19 protein-coding genes are annotated in these 19,934 nt (G+C 59.0%); 4 read left to right on the forward strand and 15 right to left on the reverse strand.

Features of this window, described 5'->3' with window-relative positions; all coding sequences use genetic code 11:
- Positions 1 to 191 precede the first annotated feature (191 nt).
- The 4 genes from IPZ49_RS02935 to IPZ49_RS02950 all read right to left on the reverse strand — a co-directional run bounded on the left by IPZ49_RS02935 (position 192) and on the right by IPZ49_RS02950 (position 2,296).
- Positions 192 to 887, reverse strand: a complete 696-nt coding sequence (locus IPZ49_RS02935; protein WP_063146605.1) for a helix-turn-helix transcriptional regulator — start codon at positions 885 to 887, stop codon at positions 192 to 194.
- Entirely contained in the window at positions 862 to 1,257 is a 396-nt protein-coding gene (locus tag IPZ49_RS02940; RefSeq protein WP_022646936.1) for an amino acid-binding ACT protein, read from the reverse strand. The genes IPZ49_RS02935 and IPZ49_RS02940 overlap by 26 nt, the downstream gene beginning before the upstream one ends.
- Complete coding sequence (locus tag IPZ49_RS02945; RefSeq protein WP_023305388.1) at positions 1,250 to 1,573, reverse strand: antibiotic biosynthesis monooxygenase; 324 nt, start codon at positions 1,571 to 1,573, stop codon at positions 1,250 to 1,252. Before IPZ49_RS02945 ends, IPZ49_RS02940 begins: the two co-directional genes overlap by 8 nt.
- A 243-nt stretch (positions 1,574 to 1,816) precedes the next feature.
- Positions 1,817 to 2,296, reverse strand: a complete 480-nt coding sequence (locus IPZ49_RS02950) for a carboxymuconolactone decarboxylase family protein (protein ID WP_022646934.1) — start codon at positions 2,294 to 2,296, stop codon at positions 1,817 to 1,819.
- Between the two features lie 101 nt (positions 2,297 to 2,397).
- On the opposite strand from IPZ49_RS02950, the gene IPZ49_RS02955 reads away from it, so the two are divergent.
- Positions 2,398 to 3,786, forward strand: coding sequence for a PLP-dependent aminotransferase family protein (locus IPZ49_RS02955; RefSeq protein WP_063146606.1), 1,389 nt, complete (start codon positions 2,398 to 2,400; stop codon positions 3,784 to 3,786).
- 85 nt (positions 3,787 to 3,871) lie between these two features.
- Here the strand turns inward: IPZ49_RS02955 and IPZ49_RS02960 are convergent, their stop codons facing one another.
- On the reverse strand, positions 3,872 to 4,033 hold the full coding sequence (locus IPZ49_RS02960) for a DUF1127 domain-containing protein (protein WP_003863073.1): 162 nt from the start codon (positions 4,031 to 4,033) through the stop codon (positions 3,872 to 3,874).
- Positions 4,034 to 4,209: 176 nt separating this feature from the next.
- Here IPZ49_RS02960 and IPZ49_RS02965 point away from each other — a divergent pair, with 176 nt between their 5' ends.
- Positions 4,210 to 5,625 (forward strand): PLP-dependent aminotransferase family protein, encoded by a 1,416-nt coding sequence (locus tag IPZ49_RS02965; protein WP_023305386.1) that lies wholly within the window; start codon positions 4,210 to 4,212, stop codon positions 5,623 to 5,625.
- 102 nt (positions 5,626 to 5,727) lie between these two features.
- Here IPZ49_RS02965 and foxA read toward each other — a convergent pair whose 3' ends face one another.
- The 3 genes from foxA to IPZ49_RS02980 all read right to left on the reverse strand — a co-directional run bounded on the left by foxA (position 5,728) and on the right by IPZ49_RS02980 (position 9,283).
- Positions 5,728 to 7,836 carry a ferrioxamine B receptor FoxA gene (foxA, locus tag IPZ49_RS02970; RefSeq protein WP_103891573.1) on the reverse strand — a complete coding sequence of 703 codons (2,109 nt, stop codon included), beginning with the start codon at positions 7,834 to 7,836 and terminating at the stop codon, positions 5,728 to 5,730.
- A 121-nt stretch (positions 7,837 to 7,957) separates the two neighbouring features.
- Positions 7,958 to 8,911, reverse strand: coding sequence for an AraC family transcriptional regulator (locus IPZ49_RS02975; protein ID WP_022646930.1), 954 nt, complete (start codon positions 8,909 to 8,911; stop codon positions 7,958 to 7,960).
- Between the two features lie 138 nt (positions 8,912 to 9,049).
- Entirely contained in the window at positions 9,050 to 9,283 is a 234-nt protein-coding gene (locus IPZ49_RS02980; protein WP_003863067.1) for a DUF2171 domain-containing protein, read from the reverse strand.
- 219 nt (positions 9,284 to 9,502) lie between these two features.
- On the opposite strand from IPZ49_RS02980, the gene IPZ49_RS02985 reads away from it, so the two are divergent.
- Entirely contained in the window at positions 9,503 to 9,688 is a 186-nt protein-coding gene (locus tag IPZ49_RS02985; protein WP_010427252.1) for a hypothetical protein, read from the forward strand.
- Between the two features lie 38 nt (positions 9,689 to 9,726).
- Here IPZ49_RS02985 and IPZ49_RS02990 read toward each other — a convergent pair whose 3' ends face one another.
- Complete coding sequence (locus tag IPZ49_RS02990; RefSeq protein WP_022646929.1) at positions 9,727 to 10,848, reverse strand: cupin domain-containing protein; 1,122 nt, start codon at positions 10,846 to 10,848, stop codon at positions 9,727 to 9,729.
- A gap of 134 nt (positions 10,849 to 10,982) precedes the next feature.
- Positions 10,983 to 11,588 (reverse strand): ATP-dependent Clp protease proteolytic subunit, encoded by a 606-nt coding sequence (locus IPZ49_RS02995; RefSeq protein WP_022646928.1) that lies wholly within the window; start codon positions 11,586 to 11,588, stop codon positions 10,983 to 10,985.
- Positions 11,589 to 11,906: 318 nt separating this feature from the next.
- On the opposite strand from IPZ49_RS02995, the gene IPZ49_RS03000 reads away from it, so the two are divergent.
- Positions 11,907 to 12,524, forward strand: a complete 618-nt coding sequence (locus tag IPZ49_RS03000) for a response regulator transcription factor (protein WP_022646926.1) — start codon at positions 11,907 to 11,909, stop codon at positions 12,522 to 12,524.
- 3 nt (positions 12,525 to 12,527) lie between these two features.
- On the opposite strand, the gene IPZ49_RS03005 is transcribed toward IPZ49_RS03000, so the two are convergent.
- From IPZ49_RS03005 to IPZ49_RS03025, 5 genes are all read right to left on the reverse strand, one after another.
- Positions 12,528 to 18,113: an ATP-binding sensor histidine kinase gene (locus IPZ49_RS03005; RefSeq protein WP_063929066.1), complete on the reverse strand. Its 5,586-nt coding sequence runs from the start codon at positions 18,111 to 18,113 to the stop codon at positions 12,528 to 12,530.
- A gap of 9 nt (positions 18,114 to 18,122) precedes the next feature.
- Complete coding sequence (locus tag IPZ49_RS03010) at positions 18,123 to 18,503, reverse strand: response regulator transcription factor (RefSeq protein WP_006810275.1); 381 nt, start codon at positions 18,501 to 18,503, stop codon at positions 18,123 to 18,125.
- A 23-nt stretch (positions 18,504 to 18,526) separates the two neighbouring features.
- Positions 18,527 to 18,787, reverse strand: coding sequence for a XapX domain-containing protein (locus IPZ49_RS03015; RefSeq protein WP_006810276.1), 261 nt, complete (start codon positions 18,785 to 18,787; stop codon positions 18,527 to 18,529).
- Entirely contained in the window at positions 18,784 to 19,005 is a 222-nt protein-coding gene (locus IPZ49_RS03020; RefSeq protein ID WP_022646923.1) for a DUF1427 family protein, read from the reverse strand. The genes IPZ49_RS03015 and IPZ49_RS03020 overlap by 4 nt, the downstream gene beginning before the upstream one ends.
- A gap of 61 nt (positions 19,006 to 19,066) precedes the next feature.
- A complete protein-coding gene (locus IPZ49_RS03025; protein ID WP_022646922.1) occupies positions 19,067 to 19,753 on the reverse strand; it encodes a hydrolase in 687 nt (228 codons plus the stop codon).
- Positions 19,754 to 19,934 lie beyond the last annotated feature (181 nt).

Here is a 19,934-nt window from a genome sequence, read left to right on the forward strand (position 1 = left end):
CCTCTCGGCGCCTCCCACCGCCGCGCCCCGGCCTGAAGGCAAACCCCGCAGCGATTTACAGCCGGACCAGGGCATCGCTGACAGCCCTCAGTCATTTAGAAAGCAACTTTATTGCTTCTGCATAAAAATTACTGGGGAACCCTCAGCCCTGTGGGAGAAGGCCAGAGTGAGGGCACAGCCCGCAGCGGAGTTTAGCGGCTAAAATGTCTGGTGATGGCGCCCTGTCCTGAAGCCGTCACAACCACCTCCCTGTACCCCGCCACCCGCTGGATCCACCCTTTGCTTTCCAGATAAAGAAGCAGCGCTGCGCCGGCTTCGCCTCCGAGATGAAACCGCCGCTCGCTCCAGTCCAGGCAGGCGCAGCACGCTTTTCGGCGCGAATGAGCGCTTAACGAAACGCCGAGCTTCAGAAATTGCTCCCGACCATACGGCGTGAGCGCTGAACCGTCTGCCTCCAGCCAGCCTGCTGCCTGCATGAAATCGTAGATCTGCACCGCCACCGCGCCCGCCAGATGGTCATAGCAGGTCCGCGCCTCCCGCATGGCTTTCGGCGCGGTAGTTTCCGGCGGGGTAATGCGGCGCCAGGAGAGCCCCATCATCTGTTCCACCAGCGCCGCCACGTCGTGCCCGGCAAGACGATAATAACGATGCCGCCCCTGAGACAGGCAGGTAATCAGTTTGCCGTCCATCAGCCGGGCGAGATGCCCGCTGGCGGTCGACGGCGCAACGTCTGCCGCCGCACTCAGTTCGGTGGCCGTCCACGCCCGCCCGTCCATTAGTGCACAGAGCATTTTCACGCGCGACGGATCGGCCATTGCAGCCGCTACAGCGGCAATGGCCTTTTCCAGCATCGCGCTGTTATCAGAGGGTAAGCTCGTCTTTAACATTCGTCGCCCAGGGTGTGGTGATCTCAGCGGCCAGCTTATCATCATCCGTCAGCAGAATAAGGTGATTCGCGTGGTCGCTGTACTGAGTCAGGATAGACACGCCCTTTGCGGCCAGCGCCGCCGCTATCTCGCCCAGCTCGCCAGGACGCTCCTGCTTAAGCTTTCTGATCACCGGCTTTCGCAGCGCCTGCACGGTAAACCCGGCGTCGAGCAGCACACGGCGGGCTTTTTCCCCGTCCTCCACCAGGAAATGGGCATCCGTACCGAAAACGCCGCCCCCCTCCAGCCCCACGCCGTTGCGGCCTAACAGCTGTCCAAAGCGCGCCAGCTCGCCGGGCCTGTCGCTAAAAATCACGTGAACGTCATACATCCGCGTGCCCTCTCGTTTCAGAGCTGTACTCCCGCACCAGCTGCGCCACGCGAATACGGTAGAAAGAAAAAATCGACTCCCGGCCTTCGGCCTGCGCGGCCTGATGGAAGACATTCTGCTTCCAGCGGCGGACGGCCTCTTCATCCCGCCACCAGGAAAGGGACAGGATTTTGCCGTCGATGCTCAGGCTCTGAAAACGTTCTATATCAATAAAGCCGTCGATGTCCGCCAGCAAAGGCTTGAGTTCAGCGGCAAGCTGCAGATAGCGCGCCTGATGATGAGGCTCCGCTTTGGCTTCAAAAAGGACTGCGATCATGGGTGTCTCTCCGTTGTGAGGGTGTGGAGAGAATGCAGGAGGAAAAACCACAATGCTTCGGTATGGAGCGAAGTGTTTGCCGGATGGCGCTGCGCTTATCCGGCCTACGGGCTAATGTAGGCCCGGTAAGCGTAGCGCCACCGGGCAGGGTTTAACCCACCATCGACTTCGACTCCATAAACGCCCCAATCCCCCACTCGCCTGGATTACGGGCGCTGGTGGCGATGATCCGCGAGCGCAGAATTATTCCAGGTTAGCCTTGTTCAGACCGTAAGCCGCATCCAGCGCGCCCGGCTCCATGCGGGAGGTAATGCCTAGGCGGTTCCAGGCGTTGATCGCTACGATGGCGAAGTTCAGCTCTGAAATCTCGACATCCGAGAAGTGCTCCGCCACGCTGCGGTACAGCGCATCGCTCACGCCATGTACGCCAATCTGGGTCAGCGCTTCGGTGAAGGCCAGCGCCGCTTTTTCACGGGCGCTAAACAGCGGGGACTCGCGCCAGGCCGCCAGATGGTACAGGCGCAGCTCGCGCTCACCGGCGATTTTAGCCTCTTTCGAGTGCATATCCAGACAGAAGGTGCAGCCGTTCAGCTGCGATACGCGAATGTCGATAAGGTGCTTAAGCGCCGGGTCGATGGAGGTTTTCGCCACCTCCATGCTCAGGGCAGAAAGCGCGTTGGCAAGTGCAGGTGTGGCTTTGTGGTGGTTTACGCGGGTGCTCATTGTCTTTCCTCTTTTTGTGCCGTTTTTTTCATGCGATAAGGCAAATCTACGCCGTTCATGACATAGTAAAAAGACACAAAAAGCGTGAAATGAGGTAGGACATGAAGCCGGGCTATCATGAGATTTATTCCCGCTATCGCGACAACATCACGAGTGGCGTGCTGAAGCCGGGCGATAAAGTGCCTGCCATCCGCGTGCTGGCCGAAGAGCTGAAGGTGGCGCGTAAAACCGTCGAGACGGCGTATGCCATTCTGACGGGCGAAGGGTATCTGGTAAGCCAGGGCGCGCGCGGGACGCGGGTGAACCCGGATCTTCTGCTGCCCGCGCAACACGCCCCCGCAGAACAAGCGACCGGCACGCTGCCGGCGTCGTTGATTAGCCAGCGCGAACGGGCCGGTTTTCTGCGCCCCGGCATTCCCGCGCTTGACAGCTTCCCCTATAAAAAATGGCTGCTGCTGGCGGGCCAGGCGACGCGCGCCATGCGTCAGGATGAAATGCTCAACCCGCCGGTGCTGGGCTGGTATCCGCTGCGCGAGGCGATTGCCCGCTATCTCAATATCTCGCGCGGGTTATCCTGCACCGCCGAACAGGTACTGATCACCAGCGGCTACAGCGGCAGCCTGCGCCTGATCCTTGACACGCTTGCCAGCCGCAGCGACAAGGTGGTGTTTGAGGATCCGGGCTATTTTATGGGCCAGCAGCTGCTCAAGCGGATCGTGCCCCGCCTGCACACCGTGCCGGTTGATCGCTGCGGCATCGATACGGACTACCTGCTCCGTCATCATCGCGACGCCCGTTTTGCCATCGTGACCCCGTCGCATCAGAGCCCGCTGGCGGTGACGCTCTCACTGCCGCGCAAGCAGCAGCTGCTCGACTGGTCGTCACAAAACGAGGCGTGGATTATCGAAGACGATTACGACGGGGAATTTCACTACACCCGCAAAGTGCTGCCGTCGATGAAAAGCCTCGACCAGCATGACAGGGTGATCTTTATGGGCACCTTCAGCAAAACCATCATGCCTTCACTGCGCATGGGCTACGTGGTGATGCCCGCCAGCACCGTCGGGGCCTTTACCGACTGCGCGGACATTACCACCAGCGGCCAGCCGGTGCTGACGCAAAAAATCCTCACCGCATTTCTCAACGAAGGGCATTTTTTTCGTCATCTGAAAAAGATGCGCGCCCTGTATCAGATCCGCCGCGACTGGATGATTGCCGCCCTGGGTGAGGTCTATGGTGACCTGTTCTTCACCGAGCAAAACGACGGTGGAATGCATATTGTCGCGTTCCTCGCAAAGGGAAGCGCTGACCGGGAGATTGCCCGCTGCTGGCAGGAACAGCAACTACAGGTTAATGCGCTTTCGGAGTGGTATCGCGGGTCGTGCAAACGCTACGGGCTGGTGATGGGCTATAACAACGTGCGGTCATATCAGGAGGCGGTTGAGCTGCTGGAAAGGCCGAAACGGCAGACGCTTGCGCTGTTGAGTTGAAAACCGCCGGGTGGCGGCTGCGCCTTACCCGGCCTACTGTCTCCTGTAGGCCCGGTAAGCGTAGCGCCACCGGGCAACCCTATGCTTACACATCATATCGCGATAACCCAACGTCCTTGAGCTGCTCGTCGCTCATCTGGCTCAGAATGCGGCGGGTACGGTTGATGCGATACCAGTTACGCAGCGTTTTCGCTACCCAGACAAACGCGATAAACGGACGTTTTGAACGATTCTCGTAGAATTCCATGATGCTCTCCTCGCTGTGCCAGTGGGGTTATCATCATGGAAAACGGCCAGTACAATACAGATTCAAAAACTGCTTTTGTTTACCATACAGATCCGCTAAAACGGTATCTGCATGGCGTTTTACCCACCAATCTGTACTGGTTTAATAATCTGTATGGTGAAAACAAAGGATACAGCATGACGCGCTATCAACATCTGGCCAACCTACTGGCGGAACGTATCGAACAAGGGCTGTATCGCAGCGGCGAACGTCTGCCGTCGGTACGCACGCTGAGCCAGGAACACGGCGTGAGTATCAGCACCATACAGCAGGCCTACCAGATCCTCGAAAATCTCCAGCTGATCACGCCCCAGCCGCGCTCCGGTTATTTTGTCTCGAAACGCAAAGCGCAGCCGCCCGTACCGGCGATGACGCGCCCGGTGCAGCGCCCCGTGGACGTCACCCAGTGGGATGAGGTGATGATGCTGCTGGACGCCCGCGCCGACAAAGAGATGATCTCCTTTGGCGGCGGCTCGCCGGACATCAACCAGCCGAGCCTGAAGCCGCTGTGGCGCGAGATGAGCCGCATTGCGCAGCATAACCCTGGCGAAATGCTGAGCTATGACGTGCTCGATGGTCGTCTGGAGCTGCGCGAGCAGATCGCCCGCCTGATGCTGGACGGCGGCTCCACCGTGGCGGCAAACGAGATTGTGATCACCAACGGCTGCCACGGCGCGCTGTCGATCGCCCTGCTCTCGGTGTGCAAGCCGGGGGATATCGTGGCGGTCGAGTCGCCGTCGTTTCACGGCACCATGCAGATGCTGCGCGGATTCGACATCAAGGCGATTGAAATACCTACCGATCCCGAGACCGGGATCAGCATCGAAGCGTTAGAGCTGGCGCTGGAGCAGTGGCCGATCAAAGCGGTGATCCTGGTCCCCAACTGCAATAACCCGCTCGGGTTTATCATGCCGGAAGCGCGTAAAAAGCAGGTGCTGGCGCTCGCCCAGCGGCACGATATTGTGATTGTGGAGGATGATATCTACGGCGAGCTGGCCGCAGAGTACCCGCGCCCGCGCACCATTCACTCGATGGACATTGATGGCCGCGTGATCCTCTGCAGCTCCTTTACCAAAACCGTGGCGCCGGGGCTACGCGTCGGTTGGATTGTTCCGGGGCGCTATTACGACCGGGTGATGCACATGAAATACGCCGCGGGCGGGTTTAACGTGCCGGGCACGCAGATGGCGGTGGCGGCGTTTATTCGCGACGGTCATTACCATCGCCACGTGCGGCGCATGCGCCAGATTTATCAGCAGAATATGGAGACCTACACCTGCTGGGTGCGGCAGTATTTTCCGGCAGAGATATGCGTTACCCGCCCGCAGGGCAGCTTCCTGCTGTGGGTCGAGCTGCCGGAGATGGTCGACATGGTGTGCGTCAGCAAGCAGCTGTGCCGTCTGAAGATCCAGGCTGCGGCCGGGTCGCTGTTTTCCGCCTCCGGTAAGTACCGCAACTGTCTGCGGATCAACGTGGCGCTGCCGCCGACGGATAAACATCGCGAGGCGTTGAAGAAGATGGGTGAGGCGATTGTGATTGCGATGGAGGGGTAGTGCGGCATTTTGCCCTCACCCCGGCCCTCTCCCGCAGGGAGAGGGTGAAAACCGATCCCGTAGGCCCGGTAAGCGCAGCGCCACCGGGCATTGGCTAACGACTCAGAACGTCCACGAAACGCTGCCGACAATGCTGCGCTCTGCACCGAAGTAGCAGTAAGAGAGCGAATTACACGCCGCAACGTAGCTTTTGTCCGTCAGGTTATTGACGTTCAACTGCGCGCTCACGCCCGTGAGCCCCACTTTCGACAGGTCATACCCCACGACCATATCCACCAGGGTGTATGACGGTAGCGTATGGGTGTTCTGACGATCGCTGGCGATCCCGTTGACATAGCGCACGCCGGAGCCGACGGTCAGGCCGTCCAGCGGGCCGCTTTTGACGTCGTAGCTCAGCCAGGCGCTGGCCATGTTACGCGGGGCATAGACGGCGCGCTTGCCCTCCTCTTCCGGGCTGCTCTTCTTGTAGCGAATATCCGTATAGGTGTAGGCCGCCTGCATGCGCAGGCTGTCGGTCAGCTGTCCAATCGCCTCCAGCTCAACGCCTTCGGATTCGATTTCACCGATGGAACGGTACGGATCGGTCGGCTCCTCTTTAGTGGCAATGTTCTTCTGGTTGATGCGGAACACCGAGGCGCTGAACTGGCTGTTCATCCCCTCCGGCTCATACTTCACGCCCGCTTCCCACTGCTTGCCCTTCATCGGATCCAGGATATTCCCCTGCTCGTCGGCAAAGCTGGTCGGCGTAAAGGCGGTGGAGTAACTGACGTACGGCGCGACGCCGTTATCAAACAGATACAGCAGCGCCGCGCGGCTGCTGAAGTTGTTTTTATCCAGATCGCTGCGGGTATGGTTGAAGTTGTCGACGTTCGACACGCTCACCTGGTCGTAACGCCCACCCAGCGTGAGGCGCCAGCGGTCAATGGACATCTGATCCTGCAGGTAGTAGCCGGTCTGGCGCAGCTTATGCTTTTCCCTGCTGTACTGGGTGATGTAGTCCGGCTTCGCGCCATAAGCAGGATGGAAAGCGTCAATCGGCGGGAAGCCGCCGTAGTAGCCGGTGACGTTGTTGGTGCGGTCCTGGTAGTCCATGCCGATCAGCACGCGGTGGTTCACCTCGCCGGTATCGAAGCTGCCGTCGACCTGGTTATCCAGGGTGATGGCGTTCATCTTCTCATCGGAGCCGGAATAGCCGCGGTTCAGCTCGGTGTCGTTCAGCCAGCCTGCGGCATACACCTGGTTCAGCTCGACTTTGGTGTGCAGGTAGCGCAGCTTCTGACGCACGGCCCAGCCGCTGTCAAACAGGTGCTCGATGTTATAACCGACCATGTTTTCCCGACGATCGTACTTGTCGTAATCGTCTTCACCTTCAAAAAAGGTGTTGGAGATTTTCTTACCGCTGTGCGGCACGACGGTGCCCTCATACGGCAGGCCGGAGTGGCTGCCGCCTTCCGGATCGCGGTGCAGGTAGGCCATCAGATCCAGACGGGTATTATCGGTGATACGCCAGGTCAGGCTCGGCATCAGCGCGTAACGCTCTTCTTTGAGCGGATCGAACTGGGAATCGGCATAGCGGGTCATCCCGCTGAGGCGCACCGCCACGCGGTCGTTATCATCAACCGGGCCGGTCACGTCGAACATCGCCCCGCGCTGGTTATTGTTACCGGCGAAGAGCTTGATCTCCCCGCCCGGATCGAACGATGGCTTACGGGAGGTGAGCGCCACGATGCCGCCCGGCGATGAGCGACCGTACAGCACGGAGGCCGGGCCGCGCACGACTTCGATACTGTCCAGGAACCACGGATCAACCACCAGCGAGCTGTGGGAATTGGTGTCGCCCATCATCTTCAGGCCGTCGAGGTAGACGTTGTCCAGGCTGCCGTCCGAGAAGCCGCGCAGCACCATGTAGTCGAAGCGGTTTGATGCCCCAATCTGGTTGCTGTAGACCCCCGGCGTGTAGCTCACGGCCTGACGCACGCTGGTTGCGCCCTGCTCTTCGAACTGCTCGCGGGTGACGATAGAGACCGATTGCGGGGTTTCAATATCCGGCGTTTCAAGCTTGGTGGCCGCAGACTGCATCTGCGAGGTCACCACCACGGTGTCAGTTTTTTGGGCATCCTGCGCCAGTAAAGGAAAAGCGACGCTACCGGTAACCCATCCCACCAGCAGTGCCAGACGCGATTTAGCAAACATAACCCTCTCCAGAGATATTTCTTATTGTTAATAAGAATTATTACCTTTTTGAGGGTGCAAACAGCTATGCGCGCCGCCAGGTTATGTATGCGCGATGCTAAACCGCACGGGATACGTTCGCGCGATGGACAAAATTACGTTAGCGGAGTTTGCGCACGTCACCCGGTGAAATCCCGTAATGACGACGAAACGCGGTGGCGAAGTTGGTGGCATGCTGATACCCGCACATCCAGGCGGCCTGCTGTACGCTATGGCCTTCCAGCAGATAGCGACGCGCCAGCGCAAGGCGACAGTCGCGGAGATAATCGAAGAGTGTGCAGCCGTAGCGTTGACGGAACTTGCTGCGCAGGCTGCTTGGGCTCATGGCAGCAAGGGCTGCCAGCTGCGCGAGTGTATGGTCACGTTCAGGAGACTGTTCCAGCAGGCACCGGACGCGTTCCAGACGCGCATGCTCAGGGCGGCTCGGACAGGGCAGCTGGCACTGGTTCAGGCCGTGGCCGAGCAGCTGGTACATGAGCCCCTCCAGCAACAGCTTACGCGAGAGCACGCTTCCCCCCTGCCGCTGTGCATGCTGAATGCCTGACATCACAAACTCGGGAACGTGCCAGACAAACGCGGGGGTATTCAGGCTTTGCCATTCCAGCAGCAGCGACTCAAGCAGGGCTTCACGTCCGGCATCGTGCGGGTACACGCCAAACGAGAGCGTTTTCAGCGTGCTGTCAGCATCGTGACGCGCGCTCATCACCTGATCTTCACTCAGACGCGAGCTGAACGCCATGCCCGGGCGGACGGGATAATCGATACCATTGAGCGTGAGCGTCACGCACCCTTCCAGCACCACCAGCATATAAAGCGGGCTGCTGTGGCGAGAGGTGGTTTCATAGGGCTGTAATACACGTACGTCGGAATGGGTCAGTGAAATGCCGGACGAGAGCGTCATCTCTTCAACATTCCCCTGTAACACGGGGCTGCCGCTGACCTGCTCATCTTTTAGCTGCGGGAAACGGTAGTCGATGCCGTAGCGCTCGCCGAATATTTGAAAATCCTCAACAAAAAATATGCGCTTCGCTGATGTATTTTCACTCTGGAGCATAATTAGGAGCCTGCATCGGGGAAAGGACAGGCAAAACAGTACCATTCATTTGCCATGGCAGCAATCACCGGGCGCAGACACTATTACGCTCCGGACGAAGCCGGAGCGAAGGCGTATATTTCTTTACGAGAAATATATTTATGCTTCCTGCCACTCAGCAAAAACCTCTTTATGGTTTTTGGTCAGGACAACTTTATTATCTTCGACCTTATCGACCCAGCCGAGAGGAATAAAGTGGTGCTTGCCGCCTGATTCCGGGTCGCTCTTTGCAAGCTTGATACGCTCACCATCAAGATGGTCCACAACCCCGACATGCGTTCCGCAGCTGGCGACAACCTGAGTGTGATCCTTAATTGCGCTTTTATCTACCATATTAATTCTCCTGTTTCGGTTATTTGCCTGTTGCACGAAATTAACTGTAGCGCATAAATTCGGACCTGAAATGCGTATTAGCATTTTGAAACATCATTGACAGAACCGAATATTATGTCTATTTAGCGCCGAATTGAAAAAATAAGAATAAGATTAATTATTAGCGACTGATTATTTCCCGTTCATAATTAAAGTATCGCAACCAACGAGGAGGTATTTATGACGATTCGCAACAATCGGACAGAAATTTCGCTGGCTCTTGGTGAAGCGGTCTTAGACATCGTGCAAAAAGGCCATGAGGTATCGCGAGAAAATCTCGCCCAGGCGATGAAAATTAAAGCGGAAAAAGAGCGCGACGATGAGCGGCTTCTGAACTACTGGAAGGCCTGTAATATGCTGGTTTAAACGTAGCGGCGTTTAGTCTGACTAAACGCCGCAGTCTGTTACTCGTCGAAGTACCAGTATCCCTGGTTAATCAATCCGGTCAACTCTTCCACAAACGCCGGATTATTCAGCGCTACACCCAGCTCGGCCTGGCCGAGCTGGGTGTAGCGGGACAGCGCGTCCGCCCCGTTCACATCCGCCGTCTCCAGCTGTTCGCTGTTGATAAAGAAGCTGCCGTTGACGTTCAGCACGCGCAGCCCGCTCAGGCGTGAAAGCGTTTCGCCCCCTTGCAGCGCGTCGAGCACCTCGTCTGCGGAATACGGCGGCTCGGCGGCGGCAATATCCAGCTCGTGACGCGGCGTGGAGACGAAGCTGCCGAACCATTTTGTAAAATCATCCGGCTTGCTAATCATGTCGATCATCATCTGGCGAATGCGATCGAGCTCGTACTGCTCCACGCGGCCCGGGTGTTCGCGGCAGGTCAGATCCGGATCGCTGTAGTGCTCGCCACCCAGATCGTTTTCCAGCGCGTAATCGGCAAAGCTGCTAATCAGATCGCGACCGTTCGGCCCGCGGAAACCGACAGAGTAGTTGAGCGCGGTTTCATGGGTGAAGCCGTCATGCGGGAATCCAGGCGGAATATAGAGGATATCGCCCGGGGCCAGATCTTCGTCAATGATTGGCTCAAACGGATCGACGTGCAGCAGGGCCGGATGCGGACAGAACTGACGCATCGGCAGCTTGTCACCCACGCGCCAGCGACGGCTACCCATCCCCTGAATAATAAACACATCGTACTGATCGATATGCGGCCCAACGCCGCCGCCCGGGACGGAGAAGGAGATCATCAGGTCATCGAGACGCCAGTCCGGCAGGACGCGGAACGGACGCACCAGCTCTGCGGCGGGCATATGCCAGTGGTTCACCGCCTGCGCCAGCAGAGACCAGCCGGTTTCACCGAGGTTATCGAAATGCTCAAACGGGCCATTGCTCGCCTGCCACTTGCCGTTAGCATGGCTTACCAGGCGGCTATCGACTTCCGGCTCCATCGCCAGACCCGCCAGTTCATCAGGGGTAATGGGGTCGACAAAATTCGGGAAGGCATTTTTCAGCACAACGGGTTGTTTTTGCCAGTATTTCTCAAGAAATTCCGGCCAGTCGAGGTTCAGTTGATACGCCATGGTTAGCACCAGTGAGAGGGGAGACAGGCGCGATTATAGAAGAGACAGCCAGGGGGGAACTTGTCATGGGTCAATCGAGCGCGCGTAGGTCGGGTAAGGCGAAGCCGTCACCCGACGCACGCGCGGGCTAAAACTTAATCCAGGTTCAGCTCGTCATAATGGGTGATCAGTTTGCCCACGATGCCGTAGTCCAGCGCTTCCGCCGGTGACATCCAGAAGTTACGGTCGGTGTCCTTCTTCACTTTCTCCAGCGGCTGGCCGGTGGCGTCAGCAATCAGTTTGTTTACGCGTTCCAGCATGCGGATAATCTCGCGCGCTTCGATTTCGATATCCGTTGCCTGACCGCGCACGCCGCCCAGCGGCTGGTGGATCATAAAGCGGGTATTCGGCAGCGAGTAGCGGTGCTCTTTTTTCGCCGCCAGGAAGATGGTGATCCCGGCGCTTGCCACCCAGCCGGTGCCAATGACGTGCACTTCCGGTCGGATAAACTTAATGAAGTCGTGGATGGTGTCGCCCGCTTCCACGTGGCCGCCCTGGCTGTTGATGTACAGCTTGATCGGATCGTTGCTGACGCTTTGCAGCAGGATCATCTGAGTGATGACTTTCTGGGCCAGTTCCTGGTTGATCTCACCGGAGATGACAATCGAACGGGATTCCAGCAGTTTTTGCTGTAGAGCGCCCGCGCCGCTTGTTCCTTCCGCTTTTTCTTTATCGTCACTGCTTTTCAGTGTGTAGTGCATCGTTATGTCCTCAGCTTGTCGCGCTCAAAATCAGAGTGTAGCCTGTTTTACCCGTCGGCGTCCTCACACAAAACATCGTGGCTCAGGATGAATATCGCCTGTGTCACGCTCTGGCTTCGCAGCCGGAAAGGTCTCTAAAAACAGCGTTCCGATCCTAACCAATTCGCCACATTTTTATTACACTTTCATATCATCTTCATATTGCCGAATGATAATAATTATTAATGTGTTAGTATGAATGAGGATAGCAAACAGTCGCTTACGTTCAAAAAGGCGCATTTTATTCTCGATGGTTTACTGATCACACCGGGGCGGTGAATGGAACACATTGTTTATGTGGTTGATGACGATGACGCTGTCAGGCAGTCCGTTGTTGGGCTGCTGGAATCAGCGGATATACACGCCCTTGGCTTTTCCTCAGCAGAAGCCTTTCTCAGCCATCCCTTTGAGGATCTGCCCTCCTGCGTGATCCTCGATATGCAAATGCCCACGATCACCGGGTTTGATGTCGCAGATGCGCTGAAAGCCAACGGGCGAGAAATACCGATCATTTTTCTCACCGGTCACGGCACCATCCCTATGTCCGTCCGGGCGATCAAAGGCGGGGCCTACGAATTTCTCACTAAACCCGTTGAATCCAGCGCCCTCATTGGCTCTATCGAATCCGCGCTCAGGCTGGCACAGCACAACGCCGCCCGCGTCAAAGAGCACTACGCCCTGAAACAGCGCCACATGTCCCTCACGCCGCGCGAGCATGAGGTGCTTGAGCTTGCCATCAGCGGCAAGCTCAACAAGCAGATCGCCGCCGAGTTGGGCGTCAGTGAGATTACGGTGAAAGTACACCGCCGCCGGGTGATGGAGAAAATGCAGGTCCGCTCCGTGGCCGAGCTGGTCAGGGCCGTCGAGCGCCTGACCAAACATCAGCCAGCGGAATAACCGTTACGCCTCCTGTCCGGCAAGCGGCAACGCGAAGGTAAACACCGTCCCGTACGGATCTCTGCGGCGCGCGCTCAGTTTTCCCCGGTGCCGTTCAATGATGCTGGCGCTGATGGTCAGCCCCATCCCCATTCCCTGCGCTTTGGTCGAATAGAACGAGTCAAAGATCCGCTCGGTGAGCTCCGGCTCAATGCCGCTGCCGGTATCGGCGATCTCAAAGATCACCTTCCCTTCGGCGCAGTTCGCGGTGGCGATCGTGATGCAGCACGGGCGATCCGTCACTTCCGCCATCGCTTCCATCGCATTCATCACCAGGTTAAGCAGCACCTGCTGGATCTGCACGCTGTCGCCGATGATAAAGCTGTCGTCAGCGTTCAGGAGATAATCAACGCTTATGTGTCGCAGCTCAAGTTCGCTGCGGGAGAGCATAATGATGTGGTGGATCAGGAAGTGCAGATCGATGCGCGTAAACGTGGGGTCCTGTTTGCGCGTCAGAGATTGAATGCTGCGGATGATCTCCCCTGCCCGCTCGCCCTCGGCGGCGATCTCCTCCAGCCCCTCGCGCACTTTGTCCAGCCGCGCCGGATCGCGGTTGAGCCAGCGCAGGCTCGCGCCGGCGTTCGAGACAATCGACATCAGCGGCTGGTTGATCTCGTGCGCGATCGAGGAGGTGAGTTGCCCGACGGTGGTGGCCCGTGAGACTCGCGCCAGATCCGCCTGCGCCACCCGCATCGCATCTTCCGCCGCCCGCTGGCTGGTGATGTCGGTAATGATGCCGTAATACTCATTCACCTCGCTGCCCACGCCCACCGGATCGCCAATCCCGAGGATGTAGCGAACGGAGCCGTCGGTGCGGATAATGCGAAACTCCGCGCGCATCGACAGCCCGTCACGCACGCTCTGATTAACGAGGTTACCGATCCGGCCATAATCATCCTCATGCACGAAGGTCAAAAACTCCGCCATTGAGATCATCTTTTGCTGCTCCGGCAGGCCAAGAATACGGGCGTACTCTTCGGACATAAACATCAGATCCTGCACCAGCTCCCAGCGCCAGCTGCCGGTATGGCTGATCTGCTCACCCAGCATCAGCGAGGTCTGGCTGGCGCGCAGCTCTTTCTCCACCCGTCGGCGGTGGATGTTTTCCGCCAGCAGCTCGGCGTAGAGCCGTGCCGTCTCCAGCGAAACGGCCGCCTGCGCGCCCAGCAGGCTGACCACGCGCGAATGTTCGGCGGTAAACACTTCCGGCATCAGGCGGTTTTCCAGATACAGCACCCCCACCAGTCGCGCCTGTTTGAACATCGGGACACACATCACGGCGGCGCCGGACGTCACCAGATAAGGATCCTGGCTGAACGGGTGAAATTCCTCCGGTTTGCCGGTGCGGATCTCCTGCCCGGTGCGGATCACCGCGGCAAGCACCGACAGCGGCATGTCCGTCGCCATCGGTGTCTCTTTCAGGATGCGAACCCGCACCCCGTCGGTGCTGGTCCAGGCGCTGGCTTCGATCTCCGGGATGTGATTATCGCTGACGCGAAGCAGCAGGCCACGCTGTGCCCCGGCCCGTTCAAGCAGCAGCGTCATCAGGTTTTCAATTAAACGCTCGAGGTTGATTTCTTCGGACAAGGCGCGTGAGGCTTTGATGACGCTCTGTAAATCGCGGATCACCTCGTTCTGGGCAAATGCCACGGTGTCGTACGCGCGGCTCTGCCCGGAGGCCAGCAGATGCGGGAAATCCTGCTCCATCTGACGCACCTTGGCCTGCGCCCCGGCGCGGCCCCAGGCGGCAATCGAACCGCGGAAATGGGCGTCGGAGGCGGTCGGGTAGCCGCAGGCCAGCGAGAAACGCCCTGCCAGCTCGTGGGCCAGGGCATTGATCGGGTTAAACCCGCCCTCCCGCGAGAGCCGCACCGCCTTTTCATACTGCTCCAGCGCGATGCTGTTCATGCCGTCCAGACGGACGATTTCGGCATAAATCAGCGCCTCTTTATCGGCAAACGTGCCCGGATTGATCCGCGCCCAGAGGGCAATTTTGTCGTAATGGTGATGAATACTGCGGCGATAATCCGCCGAGAAGGTCTCCGGCGTGAGCTGGCGGGAGAGCGCCAGCGCGCTGTAAAAATGGTAATCCAGCAGATGGATATGGCCCGGCGCGGACCACGCATACCAGCCCGCCCTCTCTAAATCCGCCTGCGCGTCGGCGTATTCGCCGCAGGTAAAGTGCGCCATCCCGCGATAGAGCCAGTACCAGAACAGCATGGTCGAGGTCTGCTCGGGCGCCTGCTCCGGCGGTGCGGGCAGCAGATCGTCAGGCAGCGCCTGGGCGGCGCTCCATGTGCCCGTCACCGGCGTGCGTAAAAACTCCACGTAGCGGCGCTGAATGTGCAGAACGGTTTCAATGTCCTGATAATCCGTTTTACGCACAAAAGCCAGACCGCGATCGATGCTGGTCAACACGCCGTCCAGATGATCGCCCCGGGAGAGGAAGTTAATGATCTGATGACAGGCCGCGAAGCAGGCCATCGTCATGTCGCCGTGGGTCACCGCCGAGGTAAAGCAGGCCTTGGCGCACTCGATAGTGTACGACAGCGGCTGGGTCCAGACGCTGAGCTGGTCGAGCGGCAGCAGAGTTTTAGCTTCATAGGCATCATAGCCGTGGCGGTTCACCAGCTCGCGAGCCAGCGTGCCGTACTCAAACCCGAGACGGTATTCGGCGTAGCGGTGGCCAATCAGCACGCCAAACCAGGCCATCGCCGTGGTGGATGCGCCGGTTATGCCGCGATCGAGCGTGAGGTGCATCATCCGGCACAGGAGTAAAAAGTGCAGGCGCGGGCAGGTAAAGCTGGCGAAAATACTGGCGCTGTAAAGCAGGTTCATTACCGCTTCGGTCTCCGCGCTCTCCATCAGCTTAAGCTGAGTAAACGGGTTCTGCGGCGCGTCGGCGGTGCGTTGACAGAACTGCTGCCAGGCCTCGTCACATTCGGCATTTTCCGGGTAGCGGCTGATCTGGATCCCGAACACGCCCAGCCAGCATAACGACGCCTCCAGCGCCAGGCGGATCTCCGACTGGCGCATATAGACTTCCGCCAGCAGGTTAGCGGCCAGCGCTTTCTCCGTCAGCCCGCCCGGTGAGCCGAGGATCGTATCGCACAGCGCGCGCGTGCGCTCCAGGTGCCCGAGCGCGAACTCACAGCCCGCCTCTTCGATATCCAGCATAAAGTCCGAGACCGGACCCGCGTTCCCCAGTGCTCTGGCGGTCTGGATGTAACTTAAGGCGGAAAGGTAATCGCCGGTACGCTTCGCACGCCGCGCGGCCTGGAGGCTCAGCTCACGGAATCTCTGGCGCTGCGGCGCAGGCTGGATGCAGTCCAGCGCGGCGCTGACGTGGTGAACCGCGCGGAACAGCAGTTCGTTACCCGCCGTCTGCCGCGCGGCATCCGCCAGCAGGCTGGCGGTGGTCAGGTGCAGATGGCTTTTCTCGCCCTCATCCAGCAGGGCAAAGGCGGCTTCCTGCACCCGATCGTGGGTAAAAGCGTACTCTTTCTCCGTCAGCACTATCAGCTGAGCGGTAACCGCCGGATGAAGGGCGTAGCGGATTTCCGCCGCCGACTGCCCCACCACGCGGCACAGCATCTCCAGCTCGCCCGTGCAGCCGAGGCAGGCGATGCTGCCCAGCAGGCGGCGCGTCTCGTCGGGCATCTCTTTGAGCTGTTCAAGCACCAGCGTCACCACGTTCTCGGTGTAATGCCGGGCGCGGATGGCCTGGAGATCGTAATGCCATTTCCCCTGATATTTGTTGTGCACCACCAGTCCGTCATCGACGATGCGGCGGAAAAATTCCTGAACGAACAGCGGGTTGCCGCCGGTTTTTTCATGGATCAGCGTGGCAAGATCGGAGGTGCCGGTACTGCGGGCATGAAAAATCCCCCCGAGCCAGCGTGCCACGGCCTTCACCGACAGCGGCTGCGGCACGATCGTCATGGCATGCTGCGCCGCCTCCGGCAGGCTCGCCAGCGCGGCCTGCAAGCTGGGATCAGAAAGCGAACTGAGATCGCGGTGCGCCACCACCACCAGCAGCGGGATGGCGCCGCAGGCGCGCAGCAGGTAATCGAGCGTTTGCAGGCTGGCGGCGTCGATCCACTGCACATCATCCAGCAGCAGCACCAGCGGCGCGCCCTGGGTGGCGAAGGTTTTCACCAGCGCCAGCACCATATGGCTGAAGCGCGCCCGCGCGTCGATGGAAAATGTATCCGCAGAGAAACGCGGTTTGTTCTCAAGAAATAAATTCAGCTCCGGCACCAGGCTGACAGCCAGCTCCTCGAAGCCTTCCAGCGCGCGCGACAGGCGGATTTTCCACGTCGCCACCTCCCCGGCTGGCAGCCCGAGCAGGTGCAGCGTGAGCGTCCGAAACGCCGAACTCAGCACGCCGTAGGGCAGCGTGGGAGAGTATTGATCGACCTTGCCCACCGCCAGCAGCACCTTGCGCTGTTGCAGCGATTTCAGCGTGGTGGCGATCACGGAAGATTTGCCGATCCCCGACGGACCGCCAATCGTCACCAGTTCCGGCGCACCGCTCTGGCTGACCCGCTCAAACGCGGCGATGACGTCGCTGCCCTGCGGATGCGCAGAGAAAAGCGAATCGGCAAGATGGATCGCCGGAGAGCGGTCCTGCTGGCCGGGAATAAAGTCGACGATCTCACCTTCGGCGGTCAGCGTCGCCTGGCAGCGCCTGAGGTCGGCAATCAGCCCGTCGACGGTCTGATAGCGATTCTCCGGATTCTTCTCCAGCAGCTTAAGGATAATGGTCGACAGCATGCCGGGTACGTCCGGACGCACCCGGCCCGGCGCAAGCGGCTCAGAGGCAATGTGGTAATGCGCCCAGTTAGTCTGGTCATCAGCGCTCAGTTCAAACGGCAATCGCCCGGTCAGAAGTTCATAAAGCACGATACCCAGACTGTAGAGATCGCTCCTGCTGTCGACGGCGCGCCGGGTACGCGTGGTGTGTTCCGGTGACATGTAGGCGGGCGTGCCGCCAGACGCGGCAAGCCGGGACTGGGAGAATGCGTCGGAGGTGGCGCAGGAAAGACCAAAGCTGCACAGACGGCTGGTGGCGTCGTGATGAACGAAGATCGACCCGGGTTTGATATCGCCGTGGATCAGGTTGTGCAGATGCATCTGGCGCAGGGGACCGCAGATGCGGATCGCCATCTCGATAAAGCGGGCGATCCCGGAAATCGCCTTACCTGCCCGGCACGCCAGCAGTTCAAAGCAGAACGGCGCGTAGACCAGCGCAAAACGTCCGCGGTACTGGGTTGAAGCGACGGGCCGGATAGCCCAGCCGTCATGAAGTCGATCGCGCAGGGCAAACTCGTTTTTAAGCAGCCGCGTTGCCCGCTCCTCTTCTTCATCGCTGACCGCGGTGGCAATAATAAACGAACCGCCTGACTGGGGATGCCGCCCGTTCATCCAGCAGATGCCGCCCTCCTGCGCCAGCACGGTAAAAATAACATCCTCTTTCAGAACAAAAGCCCGCCCTTCATGGAGACTTCCCCGGGCGGGCCAAAATGCAGGCGACGTTTGTTCGTTCATCCGCGATCCTTATTGTCGGCGGGTCAGCTCCCGCTGAATATGATCCAGCAGAATATCGATGTTAATCGGCTTACGCAAAAATGCAGCGGCGCCCAGGCTGAGTGCATACCGCTGCATATTTTCATCCGCATGGCCGGAGATAAACAGTATTGGCGGCGGCGGCGTGGCCAGCAACCGCAGCTTCTCAAACAGCTCGATCCCGTTCATGCCGCGCAGCTTGATGTCGGTGATCACCAGCGACGCGCCTGACAGGGCGAGAGGGTGGCTCAAAAACACCTCTGCCGAATCGAAGGTATCGGTAGCATACCCTTCCGATTGCAGCAGGTTACTGAGCCCGCTGCGAACAGAGCGTTCGTCATCAATGATGGCAATGCGCCACGGCAGCGTCATGCTGTCTTTCCTCAAACAAATCGTTACGCGTCGCGGCTTTCCTTCGCGGGCGCTGGGGGCGCGGTACCGCTGATCTTCGGTACGCATTCATGACGAAACCAGGCCAGGGTCAACGGTTCGCGGCTCACCAGACGCCGTCCGATGGGGATCAGCTGTTCACCCACCAGCATGCCGAACAGGCCAAGCAGCGCGACGACCGGCGGCGCCGGGGAATGCACGTCGAGCAGGGCGTAAATTACCCCAGCCGCGACCCCGCACACCAGCGAAATAATCCAGGCCTTCATGATGACGCTCCGGTCAGGTGCTGAACGTGGGGAACCGTCACCTGCACGCCCGCGGGATTGTCGCGGGATAAAAGATGACGCATCGCCTGTTCCCCTGCCAGCATACCCAGCAGGCCAATCAGCGCCAGCGCGGGCGGCGCGGGGGAACGCACCTTCAGCACGGCATACATCAGGCCAATCAGCACGCCTGCCGCGAGGGATATCAACCCTGTACTCATTGTGAACTCCAGAGAAAAAGGCAGTGACGAGCCGGATGAGGGACCAGCCCGCCGCCGGGATTTAGCGTGCCGGAACCGGCGCTAAGGTACGGTGCTCGCTCTTCTGGCGAGACGGCGCTTTGTGCACCATGGTGTAGGCGTAATCCACGCCCATGCCGTACGCACCGGAGTGCTCGCGCACGATATCCATCACCGCGGTGTAGGTCTCTTTATGCGCCCAGTCACGCTGCCACTCCAGCATCACCTGCTGCCAGGTCACCGGGATCACGCCCGCCTGGATCATGCGCTGCATCGCGAAGTCGTGGGCTTCTTTGGAGGTGCCGCCGGACGCGTCCGCCACCATATAAATTTCGTAGTCCCCTTCCAGCATCGCGCACAGGGCAAAGCTGTTGTTGCACACTTCGGTCCACAGGCCCGCGACAACCACCTTCTTCTTGCCGTTAGCCTTCAGCGCGTCACGCACTTTCTGGTCGTCCCAGGAGTTCATGGAGGTACGCTCCAGAATGTCCTGGCCCGGGAACACGTCCAGCAGCTCAGGATAGGTGTTACCGGAGAAGCTTTCGGTCTCTACGGTGGTGATGATGGTCGGGATGTTGAACACTTTTGCCGCTTTCGCCAGCGCCACGGTGTTGTTTTTCAGCACCTGGCGGTCAATAGACTGCACGCCAAACGCCATCTGCGGCTGGTGGTCGATGAAGATGATCTGACAGTTGGCTGGGGTTAAGACTTCGAGCTTTGTAGTGGTCATAAGATTATCCAGTGAGGTTAAAGGTTAAAATCGCCGCGAACAGCACGCCGATAAAATCGCATTCATCCTATGACCCACGCCGCTGGCGCGTAATTATCTCTTCGTATAGTTAACCTAAGGTATAGTTATACTTTGGTATACCTATCCTATTGTATAACTGGATCTTTCCCGAAACCGGTTC

It is taken from the genome of Enterobacter cloacae complex sp. S2 (assembly GCF_015159675.1).
Taxonomy (GTDB): domain Bacteria; phylum Pseudomonadota; class Gammaproteobacteria; order Enterobacterales; family Enterobacteriaceae; genus Enterobacter; species Enterobacter intestinihominis.

What these genes read in the sequence shown, in the direction of transcription:
- IPZ49_RS02980 (WP_003863067.1), bottom strand. Translation starts at nt 9,283, where the DNA reads ATGGTAGATAAAAGCGCAATTAAGGATCACACTCAGGTTGTCGCCAGC.
- IPZ49_RS02965 (WP_023305386.1), top strand. Translation starts at nt 4,210, where the DNA reads ATGACGCGCTATCAACATCTGGCCAACCTACTGGCGGAACGTATCGAA.
- IPZ49_RS02995 (WP_022646928.1), bottom strand. Translation starts at nt 11,588, where the DNA reads ATGCACTACACACTGAAAAGCAGTGACGATAAAGAAAAAGCGGAAGGA.
- IPZ49_RS02960 (WP_003863073.1), bottom strand. Translation starts at nt 4,033, where the DNA reads ATGGAATTCTACGAGAATCGTTCAAAACGTCCGTTTATCGCGTTTGTC.
- IPZ49_RS03025 (WP_022646922.1), bottom strand. Translation starts at nt 19,753, where the DNA reads ATGACCACTACAAAGCTCGAAGTCTTAACCCCAGCCAACTGTCAGATC.
- IPZ49_RS02945 (WP_023305388.1), bottom strand. Translation starts at nt 1,573, where the DNA reads ATGATCGCAGTCCTTTTTGAAGCCAAAGCGGAGCCTCATCATCAGGCG.
- IPZ49_RS03010 (WP_006810275.1), bottom strand. Translation starts at nt 18,503, where the DNA reads ATGACGCTGCCGTGGCGCATTGCCATCATTGATGACGAACGCTCTGTT.
- IPZ49_RS03005 (WP_063929066.1), bottom strand. Translation starts at nt 18,113, where the DNA reads ATGAACGAACAAACGTCGCCTGCATTTTGGCCCGCCCGGGGAAGTCTC.
- IPZ49_RS03020 (WP_022646923.1), bottom strand. Translation starts at nt 19,005, where the DNA reads ATGAGTACAGGGTTGATATCCCTCGCGGCAGGCGTGCTGATTGGCCTG.
- IPZ49_RS02955 (WP_063146606.1), top strand. Translation starts at nt 2,398, where the DNA reads ATGAAGCCGGGCTATCATGAGATTTATTCCCGCTATCGCGACAACATC.
- IPZ49_RS03000 (WP_022646926.1), top strand. Translation starts at nt 11,907, where the DNA reads ATGGAACACATTGTTTATGTGGTTGATGACGATGACGCTGTCAGGCAG.
- IPZ49_RS02990 (WP_022646929.1), bottom strand. Translation starts at nt 10,848, where the DNA reads ATGGCGTATCAACTGAACCTCGACTGGCCGGAATTTCTTGAGAAATAC.
- IPZ49_RS02975 (WP_022646930.1), bottom strand. Translation starts at nt 8,911, where the DNA reads ATGCTCCAGAGTGAAAATACATCAGCGAAGCGCATATTTTTTGTTGAG.
- IPZ49_RS03015 (WP_006810276.1), bottom strand. Translation starts at nt 18,787, where the DNA reads ATGAAGGCCTGGATTATTTCGCTGGTGTGCGGGGTCGCGGCTGGGGTA.
- IPZ49_RS02950 (WP_022646934.1), bottom strand. Translation starts at nt 2,296, where the DNA reads ATGAGCACCCGCGTAAACCACCACAAAGCCACACCTGCACTTGCCAAC.
- IPZ49_RS02985 (WP_010427252.1), top strand. Translation starts at nt 9,503, where the DNA reads ATGACGATTCGCAACAATCGGACAGAAATTTCGCTGGCTCTTGGTGAA.
- IPZ49_RS02935 (WP_063146605.1), bottom strand. Translation starts at nt 887, where the DNA reads ATGTTAAAGACGAGCTTACCCTCTGATAACAGCGCGATGCTGGAAAAG.
- IPZ49_RS02940 (WP_022646936.1), bottom strand. Translation starts at nt 1,257, where the DNA reads ATGTATGACGTTCACGTGATTTTTAGCGACAGGCCCGGCGAGCTGGCG.